The organism is Streptomyces sp. NBC_00569 (genome assembly GCF_036345255.1).
Classification (GTDB): domain Bacteria; phylum Actinomycetota; class Actinomycetes; order Streptomycetales; family Streptomycetaceae; genus Streptomyces.
Genome location: NZ_CP107783.1, coordinates 1,544,291 through 1,564,242 on the forward strand (window position 1 = coordinate 1,544,291; position 19,952 = coordinate 1,564,242).

Sequence of the window (19,952 nt, forward strand, 5' to 3'; positions counted from 1 at the left end):
GGTTCCGGTAGCAACTACTCCGGATCTCAGGGCTGGCCCTGATGTCCCGGGCGCGCGGGCTGCCTAGAGTTGAGTTCACCGGCACCGCTCCGCAGTCGACGTACGGGGGAGCCACGGGGGCAAATCGGGGGACGACGTCGCCTTCGGAGCGGCCAGCCGGGACCACTTCACCCCGCCCGCATCGGGCGGGGTCAGGCGCGCAAGTAGGTGAGCACCGCGCGCACGCGCCGGTGTTCGAGCAGATCCTGCTCGAGGCGCAGCTTGCCGAAGATGTTCCGCACGTGCGTCTCCACCGTCTTGCCGCCGATGACGAGACGCTGGGCTATCGCCTCGTTCGAGTGGCCCTCGGCCATCAGCGCCAGCACGTCCCGCTCTCTGCCCGTGAGGTCGTCGAGGGGACTCCTGGGGCGGGGGGTGTTCATGAGCTTGGCGACGACGAGCGGGTCGAGGACCGTCTCGCCGGACGCCACGCGCTTGAGCGCCCCGCCGAGTTCGTCGATGTCGGCGACGCGCTCCTTCAGGAGGTAGCCGAAACCCTCGGGCTGCTCCGCCAAGGCTCTGACGGTGTCGGTCGTCTCGACGTACTGGGACAGCAGCAGCACACCCGTGCCGGGGTGCTCCGCGCGGATCGCGGCCGCCGCGACCAGACCCTCGTCGGTGTGCGTCGGCGGCATGCGGATGTCGAGGAGCACGGCGTCCGGACGGTGCTCGGCGACGAGCGCGAGGAGCGGCCCCGTGTCGGAGCACTCCGCGGACACCTCGAACCCCTCGTCCGACAGCAGTCGTACGATCCCCTGCCGCAGCAGCGCCGAGTCCTCGGCAACGATCACCCGCACGGAAGCTCCGCCCTGATTCTGGTCCCGCCACCGGCGGGACTGTGTACATGCAACACTCCGTCGACCGCGGCGAGCCGGTCCGCGAGGCCGCGCAGGCCACTGCCGCGCATGCTGTCCGCTCCCCCGACTCCGTCGTCGACGGTCTCGATGACGAGCCGCCCGTCCTGGTGCGTCGCGGAGACGCTGACGGCGCGGGCTCCGGCGTGCTTGGCCGCGTTCGACAGGGCCTCGCACACCGTGAAGTAGGCGGTCGACTCCACGACCGCGTCGTAGCGCCGGGGTTCGGCCGCGACGACGACCGGCAGGGTCGCCTCCCTGGCCAGCGCCGTCAGCGCGGGTCCGAGGCCCTCGCGCGTGAGGACCGCCGGGTGCAGACCGTGGGCGAGACCGCGCAACTCCTCGATGGCGAGCCTGAGACTGGACTCCGCCTCGGTCACGGACTCGCGCAGGGCGGCGTCGGGATGGTCGGCGAGGCCGCGTTCGACACGTCGCAGGGCCATCAGGGCGAAGACCAGCCTGGCCTGCGCCCCGTCGTGCAGATCCCGCTCCAGGCGCTTGCGTTCGGAGTCGGCCGCCTCCACGATCCGTGTGCTCACGTCCCTGGCGCGGGAACGCAGCCAGACGTTCTCGAGGGCGAGGCGCAGCGCGGCGGCGACGGACGCGAGGAGTTCCGGGTCGTCCATGAGGGCGGGGTCGTGGTGCAGCAGCGCGAGGGGCCGGCCGTCCGCCGCTCCGACGGGGGTGCGGCCGGTGCCGTCCGCCGTCACCTCGCGCCCCGAGCCGTCGACGTAGGCCCGCCGCTCCTCGCGCCACAGGCCGAGCCGCAGCGTCGGGTCGCCCAGGACGCGGGCCAGCGCCTCGCGCAGGCGGGCCGGGTCGGGGTCGGTGCCGACCTCGATGACGAGGCCGCTGACCTCGGCGCGCTGGAGGTGCATGCGCAGCAGTCCGGCGAGGAACGCGAACGGCACGGCGACCTGCGCGAGGTCGGACAGCAGATAGACGGCCTGTTCACCGGTGTCGCCGGCCTTGCCGAACCACGGCACGACGTAGAAGAGCATGTCCCACATCAGGAACACGACGGCCACGCCGATGCCGATCCATGCCGGGAGCAGCGCCTGCCTGCGGGCGGCGGACGCGTGCCGCCAGCGCTGCACGATGGCGACCGCGGCGCCGGCGGAGATGACCCAGCCGAGCGCGTGGTAGACGGTGTCGACGGGGCCGAAGAGGTCGTGAGTGCCGGGGATGAACAGGGCGTTCGGGCCGCAGCCGGCGCAGTCGAGGTAGGTGGCGCCGGTGGACCGCGCCGGGTCGAACAGCAGCGTGCGCAGCAGGCCGCCGACCGCGACGAGACCGTACGCGAACTGGACCAGACGCCGGGTCAGGACCGTGGTGAGGCGCCCCTCGGGGAAGCAGAGGATGAGGTGCAGGAGGATCGCCATGTTCAGCGCCTCCCACCAGGCTCCGAACGCGAACAGGGCGGGTACGGAGGTGCCTTGGAGGTTTCCGAGGAACCAGGTGACGCCCTCGGCGATCATCAGGGGGCCGGTCCGGTTGGCGGGCCTGCGCCGCCAGGCCATGAGCCCCGCGGCCGCGTACGCCCAGCCCACGGAGAGATCCCGCACCACGTCGCCCGCGGACCCACCGGCCCGCAGGTACGCCCACGAGCCCGCCGATCCCGATACGACGGCGAGCGCCGCGGCCCCGGTCAGGCGCAGCCGAACCGCACGCTTCCCCTGACTGTCCACGGCCCACACGGTAAGCCATTCGGGGGAACGGTGCGCACTCGGTGTCGCCCGGCTCACGCAGCGTACTCGATGGACCCCGACCGCGTGTCCTGGCAGAGTGGCCGCCGTCCGCACATGATCCATGGGGGGTTCGGGTGGGTTCGCGCAGACTGCTGTCGTTGTCGGACGCGTTGGTGCTGCTCGGCGCGGATCCGCCGCGCCTCGCGGCGCTCGACCGGTCGCTCGGCGGGGTGCTGGCCGTGGCGACGGGCGGCGTGAGCGACGGACTTCTGCGTATCGCGGACGCGCGGGGCCGGATCCTGGGGCTCGGCCGTGACGCGGTGCGCGGGGTCGGGGCGCGGCTCGGGGCGGCGGACGGGCGGGTCGAGCGGGGTGAGATGCTGCGGGCCGCGCACACGGTCGTCGTGGTCCTCGGCTGGTTCGAGGCGCTCGCGGAGCAGGACCTTCCGTTCTCCCTCGAAGCGGTGCGCATCACCCGTGGCGACCAGTTGTCGCTGGTCGGGGCCGGGGAGGCGGACGCCGGTTTCGCGCGGGCCCTCGCCGCGGTGGACGCGCCGTTCCCGGCACCGCACCTCGCGCCGGAGGACGCGGCGCGGGAACTCCTCGGCTGGTACACGGCCCTGTCCGGGCGCTTCCTGCGGTTCGTGTCGGGCCTCGCGGTGTGGGACACGCTCACGCCGGCCGGGCGGGACGCCGCGGAGCGGGCTCTGACGGGTGCACTGCCAGGTGCGGCGTGCGTCCACTACGACAGCCTCTACGCCCAACTCGCACAGCAGGCACCCGAGTTCGGATTCTGGGCCACGCTGACCGAGCACCGGGCGACGCGGGCCGGTGTACAGCGGGCCCTCGCGGGAATCGAGGCGCTGCTCGCCGGTACGGCGTCGCACGCCCTGCCCCCCGTGGATGTCGCGGCCGCCCTGGCGCGCTCCCACGAGGCGGCGCTCTCCCGTCCGGTCCTGGACGCGGCGTCGGCGCCCGACGGAATCCGCGTACCGGCCCTGGAGGAGATGTATCTGGACCCGGACTTCCGGGTGCGGCCGGTGGCCGGGCAGCACGGGCCGGCGGACGAGGCATGGTGGGAACGGGCTCCGGTGCGGGAGGACTTGACCCGCTATCTCGCCGGCGCGCTGACCTCGGCGGGGCAGGAGCGCACACCGCTGCTGGTGCTCGGGCAGCCCGGCGCGGGCAAGTCCGTCCTGACGCGGGTGCTCGCGGCGCGGCTCCCCGCGGCCGGTTTCCTGCCGGTGCGGGTACCGCTGCGTGACGTGCGCGCCGAGGACGATCTCCAGGAGCAGATCGAGCAGGCGGTGCGGGCCGCGACCGGCGAGCGCGTCACGTGGCCCGATCTGGTCCGTTCGGCCGGCGGCGCGGTCCCGGTGCTCCTGCTCGACGGGTTCGACGAGTTGCTGCAGACGACCGGGGTGCACCACAACGACTTCCTGGTCCGGGTGGCCCGCTTCCAGGAGCGCGAGGCGGAACAGGGCCGTCCGCTGCTGGCCCTGGTGACCAGCCGCACGTCCGTCGCCGACCGCGCGCGCTACCCCGACGGCATGGTGGCGCTGCGCCTCGAACCGTTCCGGGCCGCGCAGATCCAGCAGTGGCTCGCGGTATGGAACGACGCCAACGCGGCCGGGTTCACGGCCAGGGGCCTGCGCCCGCTGTCGTGGGAGGTGGTGTCGCGGCACGCTGCGCTCGCGGCGCAGCCGCTGCTCCTGATGATGCTGGCCCTGTACGACGTGGCGGACAACGGCCTGCAGAGCGACGGCGGGGAGCCCCTGGACGAGGCCGATCTGTACGAGGAGCTCCTGTTCTCCTTCGCGCGCCGTGAAGTCGGCAAGACGAGCGGGGACATGGCGTCCGACGACCTCCTGCGCGAGCGCGCCGAGCTGGAGATGCAACGCCTGTCCCTGGTCGCGTTCGCCCTGCTCAACCGGCGCCGTCAGTGGGTCTCGGCGGCCGAGCTCGACGAGGACCTGGCCGCGCTCCTGGGCCGCTCGTCCCCCGGGGCCTCCGGCTTCCGCACGCCGCTCGGCGCGGCCGAGGTCGCGCTCGGCCGGTTCTACTTCGTGCAGCGCGCCCAGTCGGTGCGCGACGGCCACGTCCTCGCGACGTACGAGTTCCTGCACGCCACGTTCGGCGAGTACCTGGCGGTGCGGCTCGCGCTGCACGTGCTGGGCGCGCTCGTGCAGAACCGCCCCGCCCTCGCCCTCGGCGACCAGCGCGTGGACGACGACCTGGCGTACGCGCTGCTCTCGTACGCGCCCCTGTCCGGCCGTCAGATGCTGCGGTTCGCCCGCGCGATGGCGGCGCGGATGGAGCCGGCCGAGCGGGACAGGCTCAGCCGTGTCCTGATCCGCGTGCTCGACCAGCACGAGACCCGCACCGGTGACCAGCACCCCGCCTACCGGCCCGCGACGCTGAGGGTCGCGTCGCGGCACGGCCTCTACGGCGCCAATCTCGTCCTGGTCATCCTGCTGCTGACGGGCGGCACCACGGCCGCCGAGCTGTTCCCCGGTTCGGCGAACCCGGTCAGCGCCTGGCACCGGCACGCCCTGTTGTGGCGTTCGGCGCTCAACGAGGAGCAGTGGACGGACTTCGCCCTGTCGATGACCCTGCGACGGTCCTGGGACGCGGACGGCCGCCGCACGCTCGATGTCGCGCCGCGGTACGGCGCGCCCGCGCCGCCGGACCCGGTCGACGCGAACTGGCTCTACCGCTACCCGCGCGGGCACGGCGGGCCCGGCTGGTCCCGGCCCTACTGGGACGAGATCTGGCACAAGATGGAGGTGTCCGGCGGGACGAACGACTCCCTCGTGCGGCACGTCATGGACCCGGTGTTCGCGTGGCTGGGCCCTTCCGTGACCACGTTCGTGGCCACGGAAGGAGAGCCGGCCACCTCGCTCGCGCACGATCTGCTGCACCTCCTGCTCAGCGGCGGTGTGGAACTGACCGACGCCGAGCTGGAGTTGACGTACCGGCGGGTGCTGCGCGGCATCCAGGCCCTGCCCGGCAGCCACGTCCATCGCGTCACGGCGCTGCTCGCCACCGCCGCGGAGCGGGACGACGCGCGGCTGCCTGCGGACCTGCGGAGCGAGATCCACTCGTTCACGCGGTAGGTCAGCTCCGCGCTCTGCCGTACACCTCGACCTCCGCCATGTTCAGCTCGACGGGCTTCTCGCTCGCCAGCCACACCCGCACATAGCGGCCGTGGGCGGTCACCGGGATCGCCGTCGGGCCGCCAGCCTGCGCGGTCTCGTGGTGGGACCACACGCCGGGCTTGGTCAGCTGGTCGGACAGAGTGCCGGTGAAGGGCTCGTCGGAGACCAGGACGTAGTAGTCCTGGGTGCGGTCCGCGCAGCAGTCGCTGCGGTTGTAGACGTCGACGCGCTCCAGGTCGGCGACGGAGCCGAGGTCGACCTGCCACCAGGGCTGTGCCTCCTTGCCGCTGGTGGTCGAGAAGTTGAAGCGGTCGCCGTCGGCCGCCTTGGCCGCGCTGTACGGGAACTCGCCGTCCGAGGCGTAGTCGGAGCTCTGCTTCGTGTCCTTGTTCAGGGCGAGCTGCCGCAACGGCTTGAGGCCCTTCGAGGCGTCGTGCAGGTCCTGGACCCGGCTGACGAAGTCGCCGAGGAACGGGTCGGCGATCTTCACGGGACCGGGCTGGTGGTGCTCGGCCGGGTCGATGGTGATGTGCGAGGCGGCGTCGGCCGCCTTCTCCATCGCGGCGCGCTCGTCGGCCGCCTTGTCCGTGTCATGGGCGTCGATGGCCTTCAGCGCGGCGAGACCGTGCCCGAGTGCCTTGCCCCACAGTGCGGTGGAGTCTAGCCAGGGCCCGGCGTCGTGCAGGAACTGCTGGTCGGGCACGCCGGCGCGGAGGACGGCCGGGGTGCGCCCGATGTTCGTCGCGGTCGGCGTGAAGGAGCGGATCGCGGCCGCCGGGTCGCTCTCGTACGTCTTCCAGAACTTCTCGAGCTGCGCGCCGAGGATCGGCGACTGCGGCTGCCACGGCTTGGCGCCGAACGTCGGTGCCATGTGGTTGAGGTCGACAAAGGTCTGTACGGCGTCGGCGACGCGCGGGTCCCCGCCGGCCAGGTGCAGCGCGGACTGACGGGCGGAGCGGGTGCGGTCGTAGCCGCGGTCGTTCCACGAGAAGTCGGACATGGTGAAGACGGCGAGCTTGCTGGCGGCCTCCTGGTTCATAGGGTTGGAGACGAGGCCGCTGAGGTGCTCGGACAGGCCGGGCTCGCGCTTGTCGTAGGGGGCGAGCAGGAGGCGTCCCGAGGTCCGGCCGAAGTCGTTGACCGGGTAGTTGTCCCAGACGAACACCTTGCGTCCGAACAGCTCGGACGCCTTCTGTGCCTGGTCGTTGGTGATCTCCGGCGGGACGACGTCGGTGCCGGTCCACATCACCTCGATGTTCTTGTCGAGGTTCCCGCGGAGCTCCTGCTTGTACGCGGTGTCGGTGAGGTCGCCGTACTCGGTGGGCACCATCTGGAGCGGGTTGGCGCCGTCGTGGGTGGCGATGAAGTCCTGCTGGACGGTGTTGAGGAGACCGACCTGGGCCTTCGCGGCGGGGCCGCGCCCCGGGGCGCCGAACTTCTGCTGGTCGGCGTCGCAGTTCCACTTGGTGTAGCTGATGTCGTCGAGCGGCACCGAGAACGAGCGCACGCCCAGGTCGTAGAGCGCCTGGAGCTTCGCGGTGAGGGCCTTCACGTCGGCCGGGTCCGAGTAGCAGACCGAGCCGCCGGGCGACACGGCGAAGGTGAAGCGGACGTGGTTGGCGCGGGCCCGGTCGACGAGCGTGCCGAGCTGGGCGAGCTTGTCCGCCGGGTACGGTTCGCGCCACTTGTCGCGGTGGTACGGGTCGTCCTTCGGCGCGTACACGTAGGTGTTGGACTTGACCTCGCCGAGGAAGTCCATCTGGTCCAGGCGCTCCGCCTCCGTCCAGGGCGGCCCGTAGAAGCCCTCGATGGAGCCGCGCAGGCGCATGGACGGGAAGTCGGAGACGGACGCCCCGGCGATCTTCCCCTTGGTGACGAGCTGCCTGAACGTCTGGGCCGCGTAGAACTGGCCGGTCGCGTCGGTGCCGCCGAGCGCCACGGTGCGTCCGGCCACACGCACGGCGTAGCCCTCGTCCTGGGTGGGGACGTCGGTGCCGCGCAGGGCTCCGGCCACGTCGGGGTGGGTGGCCGGGCCGAGGAGCACGGTCAGGGGCGCGTGTCCCGACGCCTTGGTACGGACGTCGACGTGGCGGACTCCGTGGGCGCGCAGGGTGGCGGTGAGGAGGTCGCGGGCCGGCTTGTCGGTGGTGTCGTCCACGACGAGTTCGGCGCGTGAAGGGAGAGCGATGTCCGCGCCGGCGCGGGTCATGTGCTGCGGGGTCGGCGAGACGACGGGCAGGGGCCGGTCCGTCGTGTGCGCCGACACGGGCGGGACCGCCGCGGCGGACGCGGCGACGAGCAGGGTGGCGACGGAACAGGCGTGCACGGCTCTTCGGGCTGTCATGGGGCTCTGCCTCCGAGATCGGTGTCTGTGTCGGTCGGTCGAGGGGGGTGGAGTGCTGGGGTGTCAGTCGCGGGTGTGTTCGCGGTACAGGTCGAGTTCGCCGTCGAGTTCGAGGGCGACGACCGTGCACAGGGGGTCGAGCTGGTCGTCGTTGACGTACAGGTACTCCCAGCCGGGGACCTCGCCGAGGCCGCCGACGCGCTCGTGGCGGACGTCCGCGCCCGTCCCGAGGACCCGCGCCGAGCGGACGGCGTTGCGCACGCCGCGCAGGACGACGTACTCGTTGGGCCGGTCGAAGAGGAACAGGTACAGGGTGCGGCGGTCGGCGGAGAGGGTGGAGGGGCCGTAGAAGTGGCCGTGGGGCAGGCCGCGCACGGTGTCGCGGACGGCGGGCCGGTGTTCGGCGATCCACTCGCCGAGTGCTTCGAGGCGCTCGGCCTGCTCGGGCGGGATCGTGCCGTCGGCCTTCGGGCCCACGGCGAGCAGGAGGTTTCCTCCGCCGCCGACGGTCTCGGCGAAGACGCGGACCAGCTGACGGGGCGACTTGTGGTGGTCGTCCTGGGGTTGGTAACCCCACGAGTCGTTGACGGTGAGGCACAGCTCCCAGGGGCCCTTCGGCGGTTCGACGGGCACGCCCTGTTCGGGTGTCGCGTAGTCGCCGTGTCCGGTGAGACGCCCATTGACGACGGTGTGCGGGCTCAACTCCCGGATGAGTCGGGCGAGTTCCGCCATGCGCCACTGTTCGGGGCTGCGCTCCCACTCGCCGTCGAACCAGAGCAGGTCCGGCTGGAAGAGCCCGAGGAGCTCGCGGATCTGGGCGCGGTGGAAGGCGAGGAAGGCGTCCCAGCGCTCCGGGGACTCGTCGCCGGCGGCGGGCATCGAGTAGGGGTTGCCGCGGTCGTCGGGGTCCTGCCCGTCCGGCCGGAGGGTGGCGTAGTCGGGGTGGGACCAGTCGAGATGCGAGTAGTAGAGGCCGACCTTGAGACCGCGGCGACGGAGCGCGTCCACGTAGGGGGTGATGAGGTCGCGTGCGGCCGGGGTCCGCTCGACGACGGACAGGCCGCCCGCCCGTGTGTCCCAGAGGGCGACCCCGTCGTGGTGCTTGGCGGTGAGGACCGCGTACGCGGCGCCCGCCTCGACGAACAGGTCGGCCCAGGCGTCGGGGTCCCACTTCTGGGCGTCGAACCCGTCGAGCTGCGCCATGTAGGTGTCGTACGGGACCTGCCCGTTGAAGAAGGACCAGGACTCGGCGACGCCGTCGACGCTGTAGATCCCCCAGTGCAGGAAGATGCCGAGCTTCCCGTCCGTGAACCAGGGCTGCATCATCGGTGGTTCTCCTCGTCGTAGCTCCAGCAGTGCACCCACTGTCCGTCGTCGAAATGTGTGCGCGGGGGGAACGCCGTGGCGCACACGGGTTTCGCGAGCGGGCAGCGCGGGTGGAAGCGGCAGCCCGTGGGCGGGTCGACGAGGCTCGGCGGTTCGCCGAGGGTCTCCTCGTCGTCGACGACCTCGGGCTCGTCGAGCAGCCCTCCGTCGCGCTCGGGGTCGGGCGCGGACTCCAGCAGGAGCCGGGTGTACGGGTGCCGGGGCTGTTCGACGACGGCGTCGGCGGGTCCCGACTCCACGAGCTGGCCCGCGTAGAGGACCTTGATCTCGTCGGCGAAGTAGCGGGCGCCCGCGATGTCGTGGGTGATGTAGAGGATCGCGAGGCCCTCGTCGTCGCGGAGCGTGCCGAGGAGGTTCAGGATGTCGAGGCGGATCGAGACGTCGAGCATCGAGACGGGCTCGTCGCCGAGGAGGACCTTGGGGCGGGCGGCCAGGGCACGGGCGATGGCGACGCGCTGGCGCTGGCCGCCGGACAGCTCGTGCGGGAACTTGTCGATGAACTGGTCGGCGGGGGTGAGGTTGACGCGATTGAGCAGGTCGAGGATCTGCCGTTCGAGCTCCGCGCGCCCGGAGGCGTGGCCGTGCAGCTGGAGGGGGCGGCTGAGGATGTAGCGCAGCCGGTGCACGGGGCTGAGCGAGGAGAAGGGGTCCTGGAAGATCATCTGGACCTGGCGGTAGTACGCGCGTTTGCCGCGGGCCGTGCGGGCCTGCTTGACGGGGGCGCCGTCGAGACGGATCTCGCCCTCGGTCGGTGGGTAGGCGAGGGCGAGCATGCGGGCGAGCGTGGACTTGCCGCTGCCGCTCTCGCCGACGAGTGCGGTGATGCGGCCGGCGTGCAGGGCGAGGCTGGTCGGTTCTACGGCGTGCACTTCCTTGCCGTGCCCGCCGGGCCCGTGCAGCGGGAACCTCTTGACGACGTCGCGTGCTTCGAGGACGGGTTCAGCGGGTGCGGGCATGGTGGTCCTCCTCTCCGCGTACGGTCTGGTGCAGATGGCAGGCGGCCTCGCCGGCGCCGAGGGCGAGGAGCGGCGGGGTCGCCTGGTCGCAGGGTTCGAAGCGGCGGGCGCAACGCGGGTGGAAGGCGCATCCCGCGGGCAGGGTGCGCAGGCCGGGCGGGGAGCCGGGGATGCCGGTGATCTCGCGGCGCGGCCCGTGCAGCGGCGGGAAGGCGCCCCTGAGTGCCTCGGTGTACGGGTGCTGCGGGTCGGTGTAGAGCTGTCGCGCGGGTCCGGTCTCGACGACCTTGCCCGCGTACATGACGGCGATCCGGTCGGCGATCTCGATGAGCAGGGACAGGTCGTGTGTGATGAACACGACGGAGAATCCCAGCTCCCGCTTGAGGCGGGAGATCTGACGCAGGATCTGGCGCTGCATCACCACGTCGACGGCGGTGGTCGGCTCGTCCATGACGACGAGGTCGGGTTCGCAGGCGAGGGCGAGGGCGATCGTGGCGCGCTGCCGCATGCCGCCGGACAGTTCGTGGGCGTACGAGCGCAGCCGGTCGGCGGGGATGCCGACCATGGCGAGCAGTTCTCCCGCCCGCTGCCAGGCCTCGCGCTTGGACAGGCGGCCGTGGCGGCGGAGGACGTCGGCGAACTGGTGGCCCAGACGGAGGACGGGGTTGAGGGCGTTCATCGCGCTCTGGAAGACGACCGCGATGTTCTCCCAGCGCAGATCCGCCAGTTGACGTTCGGTCAGGCGCAGGACGTCGATGCTCTCGGTGCCGTCGTGGCCGTGGAAGACGACCGAGCCGGCGGTGGTGACGGCCGGGGGCCGCTGGAGCCGGGTGATGGCGGTGACGAGGGTGGACTTGCCGCAGCCGCTCTCTCCGACGATGCCGAGGGTCTCGCCGCGGAGCAGGTCGAGGTCGACGCCGCTGACCGCGTGTACGGGGTCCGCCTTGTCGAAGTAGTCGACGTTCAGGCCACGGACGGTGAGCAGGGGGGTGCGGTCATCGCTTCGGCGAACGGTGTCCTGCTTGGGGATCGAGGTGTGCGGCGTGCCGCTGCTGCTCATGACGCGGCCTCCTGAACGGGCGCGGGCTTCCCGGCCGTGGCCCTGGCCGCGGAGCCGCCGGCGGCCGCGTGCAGGCGGGCGGCGCGGGCCCTGGCGCGTACCTCCTTGGAGGGCTTGCGGAGCCGGGGGTTGGATATTTCGTCAATTCCGAAGTTGATCAGGCCCGCGGCGACGCCGATCAGGGCGATGCACGCGCCCGGTGGCACGAACCACCACCAGGCGCCCCGGGTCAGGGCGGCTCCGTTCTGCGCCCAGTAGAGCATCGAGCCCCAGCTCGTGATGTTGATGTTGCCGAGCCCCATGAAGGAGAGGCCGGCGTCCGCGAACATCGAGCCGACGACCGCGCCCAGGAAGCTCACGGAGATGATCGGCGCGAGCGAGGGGATCAGCTCGCGGGTGATGACGCCCCACCGGCTCTCGCCCGTCATCTCGGCCGCGGACACGAAGTCCCGGTGGCGGAGCGACAGGGTCTGCGCCCGCTTCTGCCGCGCACCCCACGGCCAGGCCGTGAGCCCGATGACCAGGGCCACGGTGAGCCAGCCGCCGCGTCCCTGCACATAGCTCGCCACGATGATCAGCAGCGGCATGCCGGGGATGACGAGGCAGACGTTGGTGGCGGCGGTCAGGAAGGAGTCGGCGCGCCCGCCGAGATATCCCCCTGCGACCCCGACGAGGACGGAGAGCGTGGTGGTGATGACGCCCGCCACGAGCCCGACGAGCAGCGAGATCCTGCTGCCGACGACGAGCTGCGCGAAGACGTCCTCGCCGGTGGCCGTGGTCCCCAGCAGGTGCTTCGCGGAGGGGAGTTCCATGGCCTGCGCGGTGTCGACGTCGCTGGGCGAGAGGCCCATCACGTTCTGCACGACGAACGGGCCGAGCAGGGCGAGGAGCGCGAAGAAGACGAAGATCGCGATCCCGACGCGGACCTTGGGGTTCGGGGGCAGTTTCAGGCGGCGCAGGCCCCGTACGAATGCACTCATGAGCGGGTCTCCCTCGCACGCGGGTCGATGAGTCCGTACACGGAGTCCGCGATGAAGTTCGCGGCGAGGACGGAGAGCGACACGATGAGGAACAGGGCCTGCATCAGCGGATAGTCGACGCTGGAGACCGCCTGGTAGAGGAGGTATCCGACGCCCGGATAGGCGAAGACGATCTCCACGAGGAGTTGCCCGCTGACGACGGTCCCGATGGTGAGCGCGAACCCGGCGACGCTCGGCAGGACGGCGTTGCGGGCGGCGTACTGGAACATCACGCGCGCCTTGGAGAGTCCCTTGGCGCGGGCGAGCAGCACATAGTCCTCGGAGACGGTCGTGACCATCATGTTCCGCATGCCGACGAGCCAGCCCCCGACCGATGCCATCACCATCGTGAGAGCGGGAAGGATGCCGTGCTGCAGGACGCTGGCCAGGAAGGGACCGTTGAAGCCGGGCAGCATGTCGCCGTCGTACCCGCCGCTGGTCGGCAGCCAGCTGAGCTGCACCCCGAAGACGAGGACGAGGATGAGGGCGACCCAGAAGAACGGCAGCGACCCCATGAACATGGACGCGGGCGTCATGAACGAGTCGAAACGGGACCCCACGCGGGAGCCCGACACGACGCCGGCCGCGGTGCCGAGGACGAAGGACAGGACGGAGGTGAGTCCGACCAGGCCGACCGTCCAGGGCAGCCCGGTGCGGATCACTTCCCACACGGGCGTGGGGTAGTAGGCCACGGATATACCGAAGTTGAAGTGCAGGACCTGGTTCAGGTAGGTGACGTACTGGTCCCAGAGCGGCTCGCCCGGTGTCCCGAACAGCCGGTAGATGGCGTGCACCTGGTCGCCGGAGAGTGTCTGCTTCTGCTGCATCTGCGCGATGAGGGCGGAGGCGGGGTCGCCCGGCATCAGGCGTGGGATGAGGAAGTTGAGGGTGATGGCCAGGGCTGCGGCCACGGCGTAGAAGCCCAGTCGCCGCAGGAAGTACCGGGCGGTGCCGAGCCTGGCGCTCCTGAGGCGGCGGCCGGGCCTGGGTTCGACGGCGGTGGCGTCCACCGGGCCGAGGGCGGGAACGGTCATGGCGTCGTCAGCCCTTCGCGGGGCGCAGGTTGAGCAGGATGCTCATGGAGTCGATCCCGCCGGCCCAGGGCGCGGGCTGCGCGTACGGGTTCTTCGCGGTCGGCCAGCCGGTCCAGTTCCTGCTGTTGTACTCGCTGGAGACACCGATGGTGATCAGCGGTGCGGCAGGCACGTCGTCGACCATCATTCCCTCGAGCTCGGCGGAGATCTTCTTGATCTCGGCCTGGTCGCCGGTCTCGCCCAGCTCCTTGATGAGGGCGTCGGCCTTCGCGCTCTTGTAGTGGCCGTAGTTGGTCCACACGCCCGCGTTTCCGCTCCAGAGCATGTCCTTGAAGTAGTTGTACGGGGTCGAGTAGTAGACCGCGCCACCGATCAGGACGTCGAAGTCGCCCTTCTTGCGCTTGACGTCGAGCTGCGAGGCGTCGGTCGGCTTGACCGACACGTTCACGCCTGCCTTCTGCAGCTGGCTGGCCACGACCTTGTCGAACTGGACGGCGTCGCCCCAGGTGGAGACCTCGATGATGGTGAAGGAGAGCTGCTTGCCGCTGCCGTCGACCAGCTTGCCGTTCTTCCTCGTGTAGCCGGCCTTCTCGAACTCGGCCAGCGACTTGGCGAGTTCGGCCTTGGGCTGCTCGGCGTCCTTGTACTTGGCGTCGATCCACTTGCCCTGGGTCCTGGAGTCCAGGCCGGTCAGGTTGAGTGTGTTGAACATGCCCGGGTTGGTGATGTCGAGCAGCTGGGTGCGGTCGACGGCCAGGGAGAGGGCCCGGCGCACATGCACATTGGTGAACGGCTTCTTCGTGTGGTTGAAGAACATGTACTGCCCGCCGTAGGTGGGGTACCAGGCGTGGTGGTTCTTCGGGTCCTTGGAGATGTACTGCTTCCGCACGTCGGGCACGACCCCGCCGCTCCACTCCAGTTCCCCGCTGAGCAGCTTGGGCACCTCGGCGGCCTGGGTGATGACGGGCGCCTTCACCGTCTTGACCGGGATGTTCTTCTGCTTCCAGTAGTTGTCGCGGGCCTGGAAGGTGAGCTGCTGGGCGCTGTACTGCCTGAGCTTGTAGGGGCCCGAGCCGACCGGGTTCGGGTTGGTGTACGTCTTGCCGTCCCTGCCCTGCCACTCCTTCTTCGGTACGGGGGTGATCCCGCCGATGGAGTCGAGCTTCGAGTAGGCGGGCTTGTCGAAGGTGATCTCGAGCGTGTGGTCGTCGGGCGCCGTCGCCTTCTTGTAGTCGAAGGCCCAGCTCGGGGGCAGCTTGTTGTCCCGTACGTAGTCCATGGTGAAGACCACGTCGGCGGCGGTGAGCCGGGAGCCGTCCGACCAGTTGGCGCGCTTGTCGAGGTCGACGGTGATCTTCTTGCCGCCGTCGGACCAGGTGTACTTGGTGCCGAGCCACGGCTTGAACTCGCCGCCCTTGAGGATGTTGAAGTCGAAGAGCGCCTCGTACTGGAAGCCGAAGGTGCCCTGTGACGCCGTCAGGGAGAACGGGTTGAAGTTCCGGGTGATGGTGGTGCCCGAGAAGCCCAGGTTCGCGGTGAGGGACGAGGCGCCCGCCCCTCCGGACGCGGTGGGTGTGGCCGAGCAGCCGGTCGCGGCGAGCGCGAGGGAGAGGGCCGCGAGGGTGCCGGTTCTGATCGCGTGGGTGCGGGACCGGGGCGTGGGGGTGGTGGTGTTCGTGCGGTTCATGGGGTTCATGACGACCTGAAACCTCCGGGACGAGGGACGACATCGTTGTCCGAGCGGCGTTGCGTGTGGGGGGCGGCGCAGACGGGTGGTTCCGGTTCAGGGCGCGGCGGCGGTGCTGCCGCGCTGCTGGAGATGGGGCAGTTCGTCCTCGACGCGCAGAGCTGGTCCGCCGTCGAGCAGGGCGAGCAGTTCCTCCGCGGCCCGCCGGCCGAACGCTGTCGTGTCGCGGACGAGCGCCGTCAGGGAGGGGTGCGCGGTGCGGCACAGGACGGAGTCGTCCCAGGCCACGATGGACAGTCGCGCCGGCACGGGGATGCCCCGCCCGGCGGCGACGGCGAGCCCGGCGACGGCGAGGACGTCGTTGTCGTAGACGATCGCCGTCGGCGGGGCGTCGGACGCGAGGACGCGGCGCGTGACCTCGGCGCCCTCGGTGTCCGAGTAGTCCGTGGTGATCGACCGGACGTCGGTGAGGCCGCGCCGCTCCGCCTCGGTGCGCAGCGACTGGATGCGGCGCCGGGTGTGGGCGAGTTCGGGCAGGCCCGCGATGTGCACGATCCTGCGGTGTCCGAGGCCGTGCAGGTGACTCACGATGGACGCCATGGCGCGGGCGTCGTCGGCCCACAGGTTGGAGATGCCGGGGTGTCCGGTGCCGTCGTCGCCGGGCGGCAGGGAGCCGATGACGACGGCCGGCAGGCCGAGTTCGTCCAGGAGCGGCGGCCGGGGGTCGTCCGCCCGCGGGTCGACGACGAGGACGCCGTCCACGCGGCGCTCGGCCCACCAGCGCCGGTAGGCGTCGCACTCCGCGGACAGGTCCTCGACGACCTGGAAGAGCAGGCCGAGGCGGCGCCTGGCGAGGACCTCCTGGATGCCGGAGACGAGCTGGAGGAAGAACGACTCGACGCCGAGCGTGCTGGCCGGGCGGGCCAGCACGAGGCCGACCGTGGCCGCGCCCTCGCCCGACAGGGCGCGCGCCGCGGCGCTGGGCCGCCAGCCCAGCTGGTCGGCGACGCGGCGGACCCGGTCCCGGGTGGCTTCCGAGACACCGGGCCTGCCGTTGAGCGCGAAGGAGACGGCGCTCTCGGACACGCCCGAGCGCAGCGCGATGTCCTTGATGGTGGGGCGTCTGGCGGGGGTACGCCGCATGGCTTGGCTCCTGGATCCGCTTCGCCGGACGGTTCGCACGGCTGGCTAAAGCGCTTGAGTGCGGTGGAGACTAAAGCGCTAAAGCCACCTCGGCAAGAGGGCTCGTAAAAATCTCCTGGAACTGCGCAAAGGGTGGATGCGAGCAGGGAGTTGAGGGCAGACTGCCCGGGATTCGATTCCGATAGCCGGGAGTCCGCGATGCGTTTCGGCGCCAACTACACGCCCAGCCAGGGGTGGTTCCACCACTGGCTCGACTTCGACCTCGACGCCGTGCGCGCGGACCTGGACGCGATCGCCGCGCTGGGCCTCGACCATGTGCGCGTGTTCCCGCTGTGGCCCGTCTTCCAGCCCAATCGCTCCCTGATCAGACCGCGGGCGGTCGAGCAGCTGGTGGCACTCGCGGACGCGGCCGGCGAGCGCGGCCTCGATGTGAACGTGGACGGGCTCCAGGGGCACCTGTCGAGTTTCGACTTCCTGCCCGCCTGGACTCGGACCTGGCACCGCCGCAATATCTTCACCGATCCGGACGTCGTCTCGGCCCAGGAGGACTATCTCCGGACGCTCGCCTCCGCGCTCGCCGACCGGCCGAACTTCCTGGGAATGACGATCGGCAACGAGATCGCCCAGTTCGCGGCGGGCCCTCCGCATCCGGACCCGGACCGCATCACCCCCGAGCAGGCCGGGAGCTGGCTGGAGCGGGTCCTCGCCGCGTGCGAGGAGGGAGCGCCGGGGCTGCCGCATCTGCACGCCGAGTACGACGCCTCCTGGTACCAGGACGACCAGCCGTTCACCCCGGCGCACGCGGCGCGGCTCGGCGCGATGACGGCGGTGCACTCCTGGGTGTTCAACGGCACCGCGCAGCGCCACGGACGCAGTGGCCCGGCGACCTCGGGGCATGCCGCGTATCTGGTCGAGCTGTCGAAGGCGTGGGCGCTCGACGCACGGCGTCCGGTGTGGCTCCAGGAGGTGGGCGCGCCGCAGCCGCTGATCCCGGCCGAGCACGCGGCCGAGTTCACGGAGGCCACCGTCGAGGCCGCCCTGGACTGCCCGGATCTGTGGGGCGTCACGTGGTGGTGCTCGCACGACGTCAGCCGCGACCTCGCCGACTTCCCCGAACTCGAGTACTCCCTGGGCCTGTTGACGAACGACGGCGAGGTGAAGCCGGCCGGCAAGTCGGTGTCCGCGATCGCCGCCCACTGGCGGGGGCGCGAGCACGCGCCGGCTCCGCGCACCACGGCCCTGGTCGTGGACGCCGGCGACGAGGACCGGGCCCCGCACCGCTCGGTGTGCGCACCGGGCGGACCCGTCTTCGAGGCGTTCACGCGTCTGACGGCGGACGGGGCGCGTCCGACGACGGTCCTTGCGGGCCTCGCGGACGACGCGGGGCATCTCGCGGCGCGCGGGATCACCGAGGTCGTGACGGTTGACAACGTTGCCTGATCCCCACGTCCGCCCCTGAACTCGCCCCCGCCTCCACGGAGTTGCCTCATGGCTGACGACCACTCCCCCGTACGCCCGTACATGCACGGCTACGACGCCGCCGCGCTCAAGAGCTGGAGCCCCGGGACCGACCGCTGGGCGCGCCACTTCCGCTCACGCGTCCCGCTCGCGCCGCGAATCGCCCCGTTCCCCGCCACGCAGGCGCACCCGGACCTGGCGACGGGCCCGCGTCTCATGAACCTGACCTACGACTACGACGACGCCTTCTTCACGGCCCGCAAGTACGGCGGCGCGTTCGCACGCCGCCTCCTGCGCTTTTGGCAGTACTCCGACTTCTACGGCTCCTGGCACGGGCTGCCCGTCGACGGCTCGCCCACGGACGACCCCGCTCACGGCCTGGTCAACCTGCCCAACCCCGCCTACACGGACGCGGCCCACCGCAACGGCGTGCGCAGCCTGGGCTGCTGGTTCTGGCCGCGCTCCGGCGACTTCGAGGACTATCTGGAGCAGCGCGCCGACGGCTCGTTCCCCGTGGCGGACAAGCTGATCGAGATGGCCGCGTACTTCGGCTTCGACGGCTACTTCGTCAACCACGAGGCCCAGACACCGCCCGCCCAGGCGGCGCGCCTGCACGACCTGCTGCGCTCACTGCGCGAGCGCGCCCCTGAGGGATTCCACCTCCAGTGGTACGACACGATCACGCCGGACGGGCACCTCGACTACCTCAACCACCTCGACGCGGACAACGCCGCCTGGCTCGACGTGTCCGACAGCTTCTTCGCGAACTACTGGATGACACCCGAGGGCGTCGAGACGTCGCGTGCGACGGCCCTGAAGCTGGGCCGCGACCCCTACGCGACGGTCTTCCACGGCACGGAGAACGAGCAGTTCGGCTTCGACCCCGAGTACGACCCGCGGCTGCTGTTCCCGCCGGGGGAGGCGGCGCGCACGAGCTGGGCGCTGTTCGGCTCGCACTTCGTGAAGGAGCTGGCCCCTCGCCACGACGACCCGGACGCCCAGGAGGAGGTGTTCCGGCGCGAGCGCCGCTACTGGTCGGGGCCGCACGAGGACCCCACCCGCAGCGGCCGCCTCCTCCCCCACGACCGGCAGACGCCACGCGACCGCGACGACCACCGGGCGTGGGACGGCGTGGCGCACCACATCGCCGAGCGGTCGGTCATCGGCTCGTTCCCGTTCGTCACCCGCTTCAACACCGGTCACGGACGCGCCTTCTTCCTCGACGGACGGCGGGCCGCGGACGGCGACTGGCACAACGCCTCCGTCCAGGACGTGCTGCCGACCTGGCAGTTCTGGACGCGCACGGAGGGTACGGGCGCGGCGGGTACCGGTGAAGAAGACAGGGGCGCCGGGGGCGCGGGCCCAGAGGGTGCGGGCGCCGCCCTGTCGGTCGACTTCGACCACGAGCTCGCGTACGACGGCGGGTCCTCGCTGCTCCTGTCGGGTCCGCTCGGGCCGGGCGGCGCGACGACGGTGCGCCTCTACAAGACGGCGCTGACCGTCACCGGGCCCGAGCGCCTCGCCGTGACCGCGCACGGCACGGACGGCGCGGATCTGGAGGTGGGGCTGCTGTTCCAGGACGCGCCCGACGCCTTCGTCTGGCTCGCGGCCGGACCGGCGGCCGGCTGGCACACGACGACGCACAGCCTGACCCCCTTCCAGGGACGGACGATCGCGGCCGTCGGCCTGCGCGTGTCGTCCCGCCGGCCGACCCGGTGCGCGATACGGGTCGGTGAACTCGCCCTGCTCGGCCCCGAGTTCGCAGCACCCGCCCCGCCCGAGGACTTCACGGTCGACGAGGTGCTCACGGACGGGGGGACGGACCACGTCTTCCTGTCCTGGCGCCTCGCCGGGCACGGGGTCCACCACTACGACCTGCTGCGCGACGACGACGGGAGCTGGCTCGGCCGGATCTACGACGACGTGTACTGCCTGAGCCTTCCCGCCCCCGCCGCAGCGGAGACCGTCACGCGGCTGCGGCTCGTGGCGGTCGCCCCGGACGGGTCCCGGAGCGCGCCCGCGACGGCGGAGGCCCACCGGTCCCGCTGAGCGCGCGTTGAACTGTTGACTGATGCGCCAGTCAGCAGCTCAATACACCCACTGATCTGTATTGATGTGTGGGCACA

Annotated in this window: 13 protein-coding genes; 3 read left to right on the top strand and 10 right to left on the bottom strand. The window is 71.3% G+C overall.

The genetic code is table 11. From position 1 onward, the window contains the following. Nucleotides 1-191: 191 nt before the first annotated feature. Together OHO83_RS07195 and OHO83_RS07200 are read right to left on the bottom strand one after the other, a co-directional pair. Nucleotides 192-830 (bottom strand): response regulator, encoded by a 639-nt coding sequence (locus tag OHO83_RS07195; protein WP_266680150.1) that lies wholly within the window; start codon nt 828-830, stop codon nt 192-194. Continuing rightward, a complete protein-coding gene (locus tag OHO83_RS07200; RefSeq protein WP_266677723.1) occupies nt 827-2,581 on the bottom strand; it encodes a sensor histidine kinase in 1,755 nt (584 codons plus the stop codon). Before OHO83_RS07200 ends, OHO83_RS07195 begins: the two co-directional genes overlap by 4 nt. A 134-nt stretch (nt 2,582-2,715) precedes the next feature. Here OHO83_RS07200 and OHO83_RS07205 point away from each other — a divergent pair, with 134 nt between their 5' ends. Continuing rightward, the gene (locus tag OHO83_RS07205; protein ID WP_330278906.1) at nt 2,716-5,697 is read left to right on the top strand and encodes an NACHT domain-containing protein; all 2,982 of its coding nucleotides are present in this window, start codon (nt 2,716-2,718) and stop codon (nt 5,695-5,697) included. Nucleotide 5,698: 1 nt separating this feature from the next. Here the strand turns inward: OHO83_RS07205 and OHO83_RS07210 are convergent, their stop codons facing one another. The 8 genes from OHO83_RS07210 to OHO83_RS07245 form a co-directional block, all read right to left on the bottom strand. After that, nucleotides 5,699-8,083, bottom strand: coding sequence for a beta-N-acetylglucosaminidase domain-containing protein (locus tag OHO83_RS07210; protein ID WP_330278907.1), 2,385 nt, complete (start codon nt 8,081-8,083; stop codon nt 5,699-5,701). A 63-nt stretch (nt 8,084-8,146) separates the two neighbouring features. Then, entirely contained in the window at nt 8,147-9,406 is a 1,260-nt protein-coding gene (locus tag OHO83_RS07215; protein ID WP_330280727.1) for an alpha-L-fucosidase, read from the bottom strand. After that, nucleotides 9,406-10,425: an ABC transporter ATP-binding protein gene (locus OHO83_RS07220; RefSeq protein ID WP_266677717.1), complete on the bottom strand. Its 1,020-nt coding sequence runs from the start codon at nt 10,423-10,425 to the stop codon at nt 9,406-9,408. The genes OHO83_RS07215 and OHO83_RS07220 overlap by 1 nt, the downstream gene beginning before the upstream one ends. Continuing rightward, nucleotides 10,409-11,485, bottom strand: coding sequence for an ABC transporter ATP-binding protein (locus tag OHO83_RS07225; RefSeq protein ID WP_266677715.1), 1,077 nt, complete (start codon nt 11,483-11,485; stop codon nt 10,409-10,411). The genes OHO83_RS07220 and OHO83_RS07225 overlap by 17 nt, the downstream gene beginning before the upstream one ends. Further along, nucleotides 11,482-12,465 (bottom strand): ABC transporter permease, encoded by a 984-nt coding sequence (locus OHO83_RS07230; protein ID WP_266677713.1) that lies wholly within the window; start codon nt 12,463-12,465, stop codon nt 11,482-11,484. The genes OHO83_RS07225 and OHO83_RS07230 overlap by 4 nt, the downstream gene beginning before the upstream one ends. Beyond that, nucleotides 12,462-13,538, bottom strand: a complete 1,077-nt coding sequence (locus OHO83_RS07235) for an ABC transporter permease (RefSeq protein ID WP_266677711.1) — start codon at nt 13,536-13,538, stop codon at nt 12,462-12,464. The genes OHO83_RS07230 and OHO83_RS07235 overlap by 4 nt, the downstream gene beginning before the upstream one ends. Nucleotides 13,539-13,545: 7 nt before the next feature. After that, the gene (locus OHO83_RS07240) at nt 13,546-15,225 is read right to left on the bottom strand and encodes an ABC transporter substrate-binding protein (protein WP_329432574.1); all 1,680 of its coding nucleotides are present in this window, start codon (nt 15,223-15,225) and stop codon (nt 13,546-13,548) included. Between the two features lie 96 nt (nt 15,226-15,321). Beyond that, nucleotides 15,322-16,368: a LacI family DNA-binding transcriptional regulator gene (locus OHO83_RS07245; RefSeq protein WP_330278908.1), complete on the bottom strand. Its 1,047-nt coding sequence runs from the start codon at nt 16,366-16,368 to the stop codon at nt 15,322-15,324. Nucleotides 16,369-16,566: 198 nt separating this feature from the next. On the opposite strand from OHO83_RS07245, the gene OHO83_RS07250 reads away from it, so the two are divergent. Both OHO83_RS07250 and OHO83_RS07255 read left to right on the top strand, forming a co-directional pair. Continuing rightward, entirely contained in the window at nt 16,567-17,808 is a 1,242-nt protein-coding gene (locus OHO83_RS07250) for a glycoside hydrolase 5 family protein (RefSeq protein WP_266677705.1), read from the top strand. A 48-nt stretch (nt 17,809-17,856) separates the two neighbouring features. Further along, complete coding sequence (locus OHO83_RS07255) at nt 17,857-19,875, top strand: endo-beta-N-acetylglucosaminidase (protein WP_330278909.1); 2,019 nt, start codon at nt 17,857-17,859, stop codon at nt 19,873-19,875. Nucleotides 19,876-19,952: the final 77 nt, after the last annotated feature.

Coding starts and splice junctions, on each gene's coding strand:
- OHO83_RS07240 (WP_329432574.1), bottom strand. CDS start 15,225: ATGAACCGCACGAACACCACCACCCCCACGCCCCGGTCCCGCACCCAC.
- OHO83_RS07215 (WP_330280727.1), bottom strand. CDS start 9,406: ATGCAGCCCTGGTTCACGGACGGGAAGCTCGGCATCTTCCTGCACTGG.
- OHO83_RS07235 (WP_266677711.1), bottom strand. CDS start 13,538: ATGACCGTTCCCGCCCTCGGCCCGGTGGACGCCACCGCCGTCGAACCC.
- OHO83_RS07245 (WP_330278908.1), bottom strand. CDS start 16,368: ATGCGGCGTACCCCCGCCAGACGCCCCACCATCAAGGACATCGCGCTG.
- OHO83_RS07230 (WP_266677713.1), bottom strand. CDS start 12,465: ATGAGTGCATTCGTACGGGGCCTGCGCCGCCTGAAACTGCCCCCGAAC.
- OHO83_RS07210 (WP_330278907.1), bottom strand. CDS start 8,083: ATGACAGCCCGAAGAGCCGTGCACGCCTGTTCCGTCGCCACCCTGCTC.
- OHO83_RS07220 (WP_266677717.1), bottom strand. CDS start 10,425: ATGCCCGCACCCGCTGAACCCGTCCTCGAAGCACGCGACGTCGTCAAG.
- OHO83_RS07225 (WP_266677715.1), bottom strand. CDS start 11,485: ATGAGCAGCAGCGGCACGCCGCACACCTCGATCCCCAAGCAGGACACC.
- OHO83_RS07250 (WP_266677705.1), top strand. CDS start 16,567: ATGCGTTTCGGCGCCAACTACACGCCCAGCCAGGGGTGGTTCCACCAC.
- OHO83_RS07255 (WP_330278909.1), top strand. CDS start 17,857: ATGGCTGACGACCACTCCCCCGTACGCCCGTACATGCACGGCTACGAC.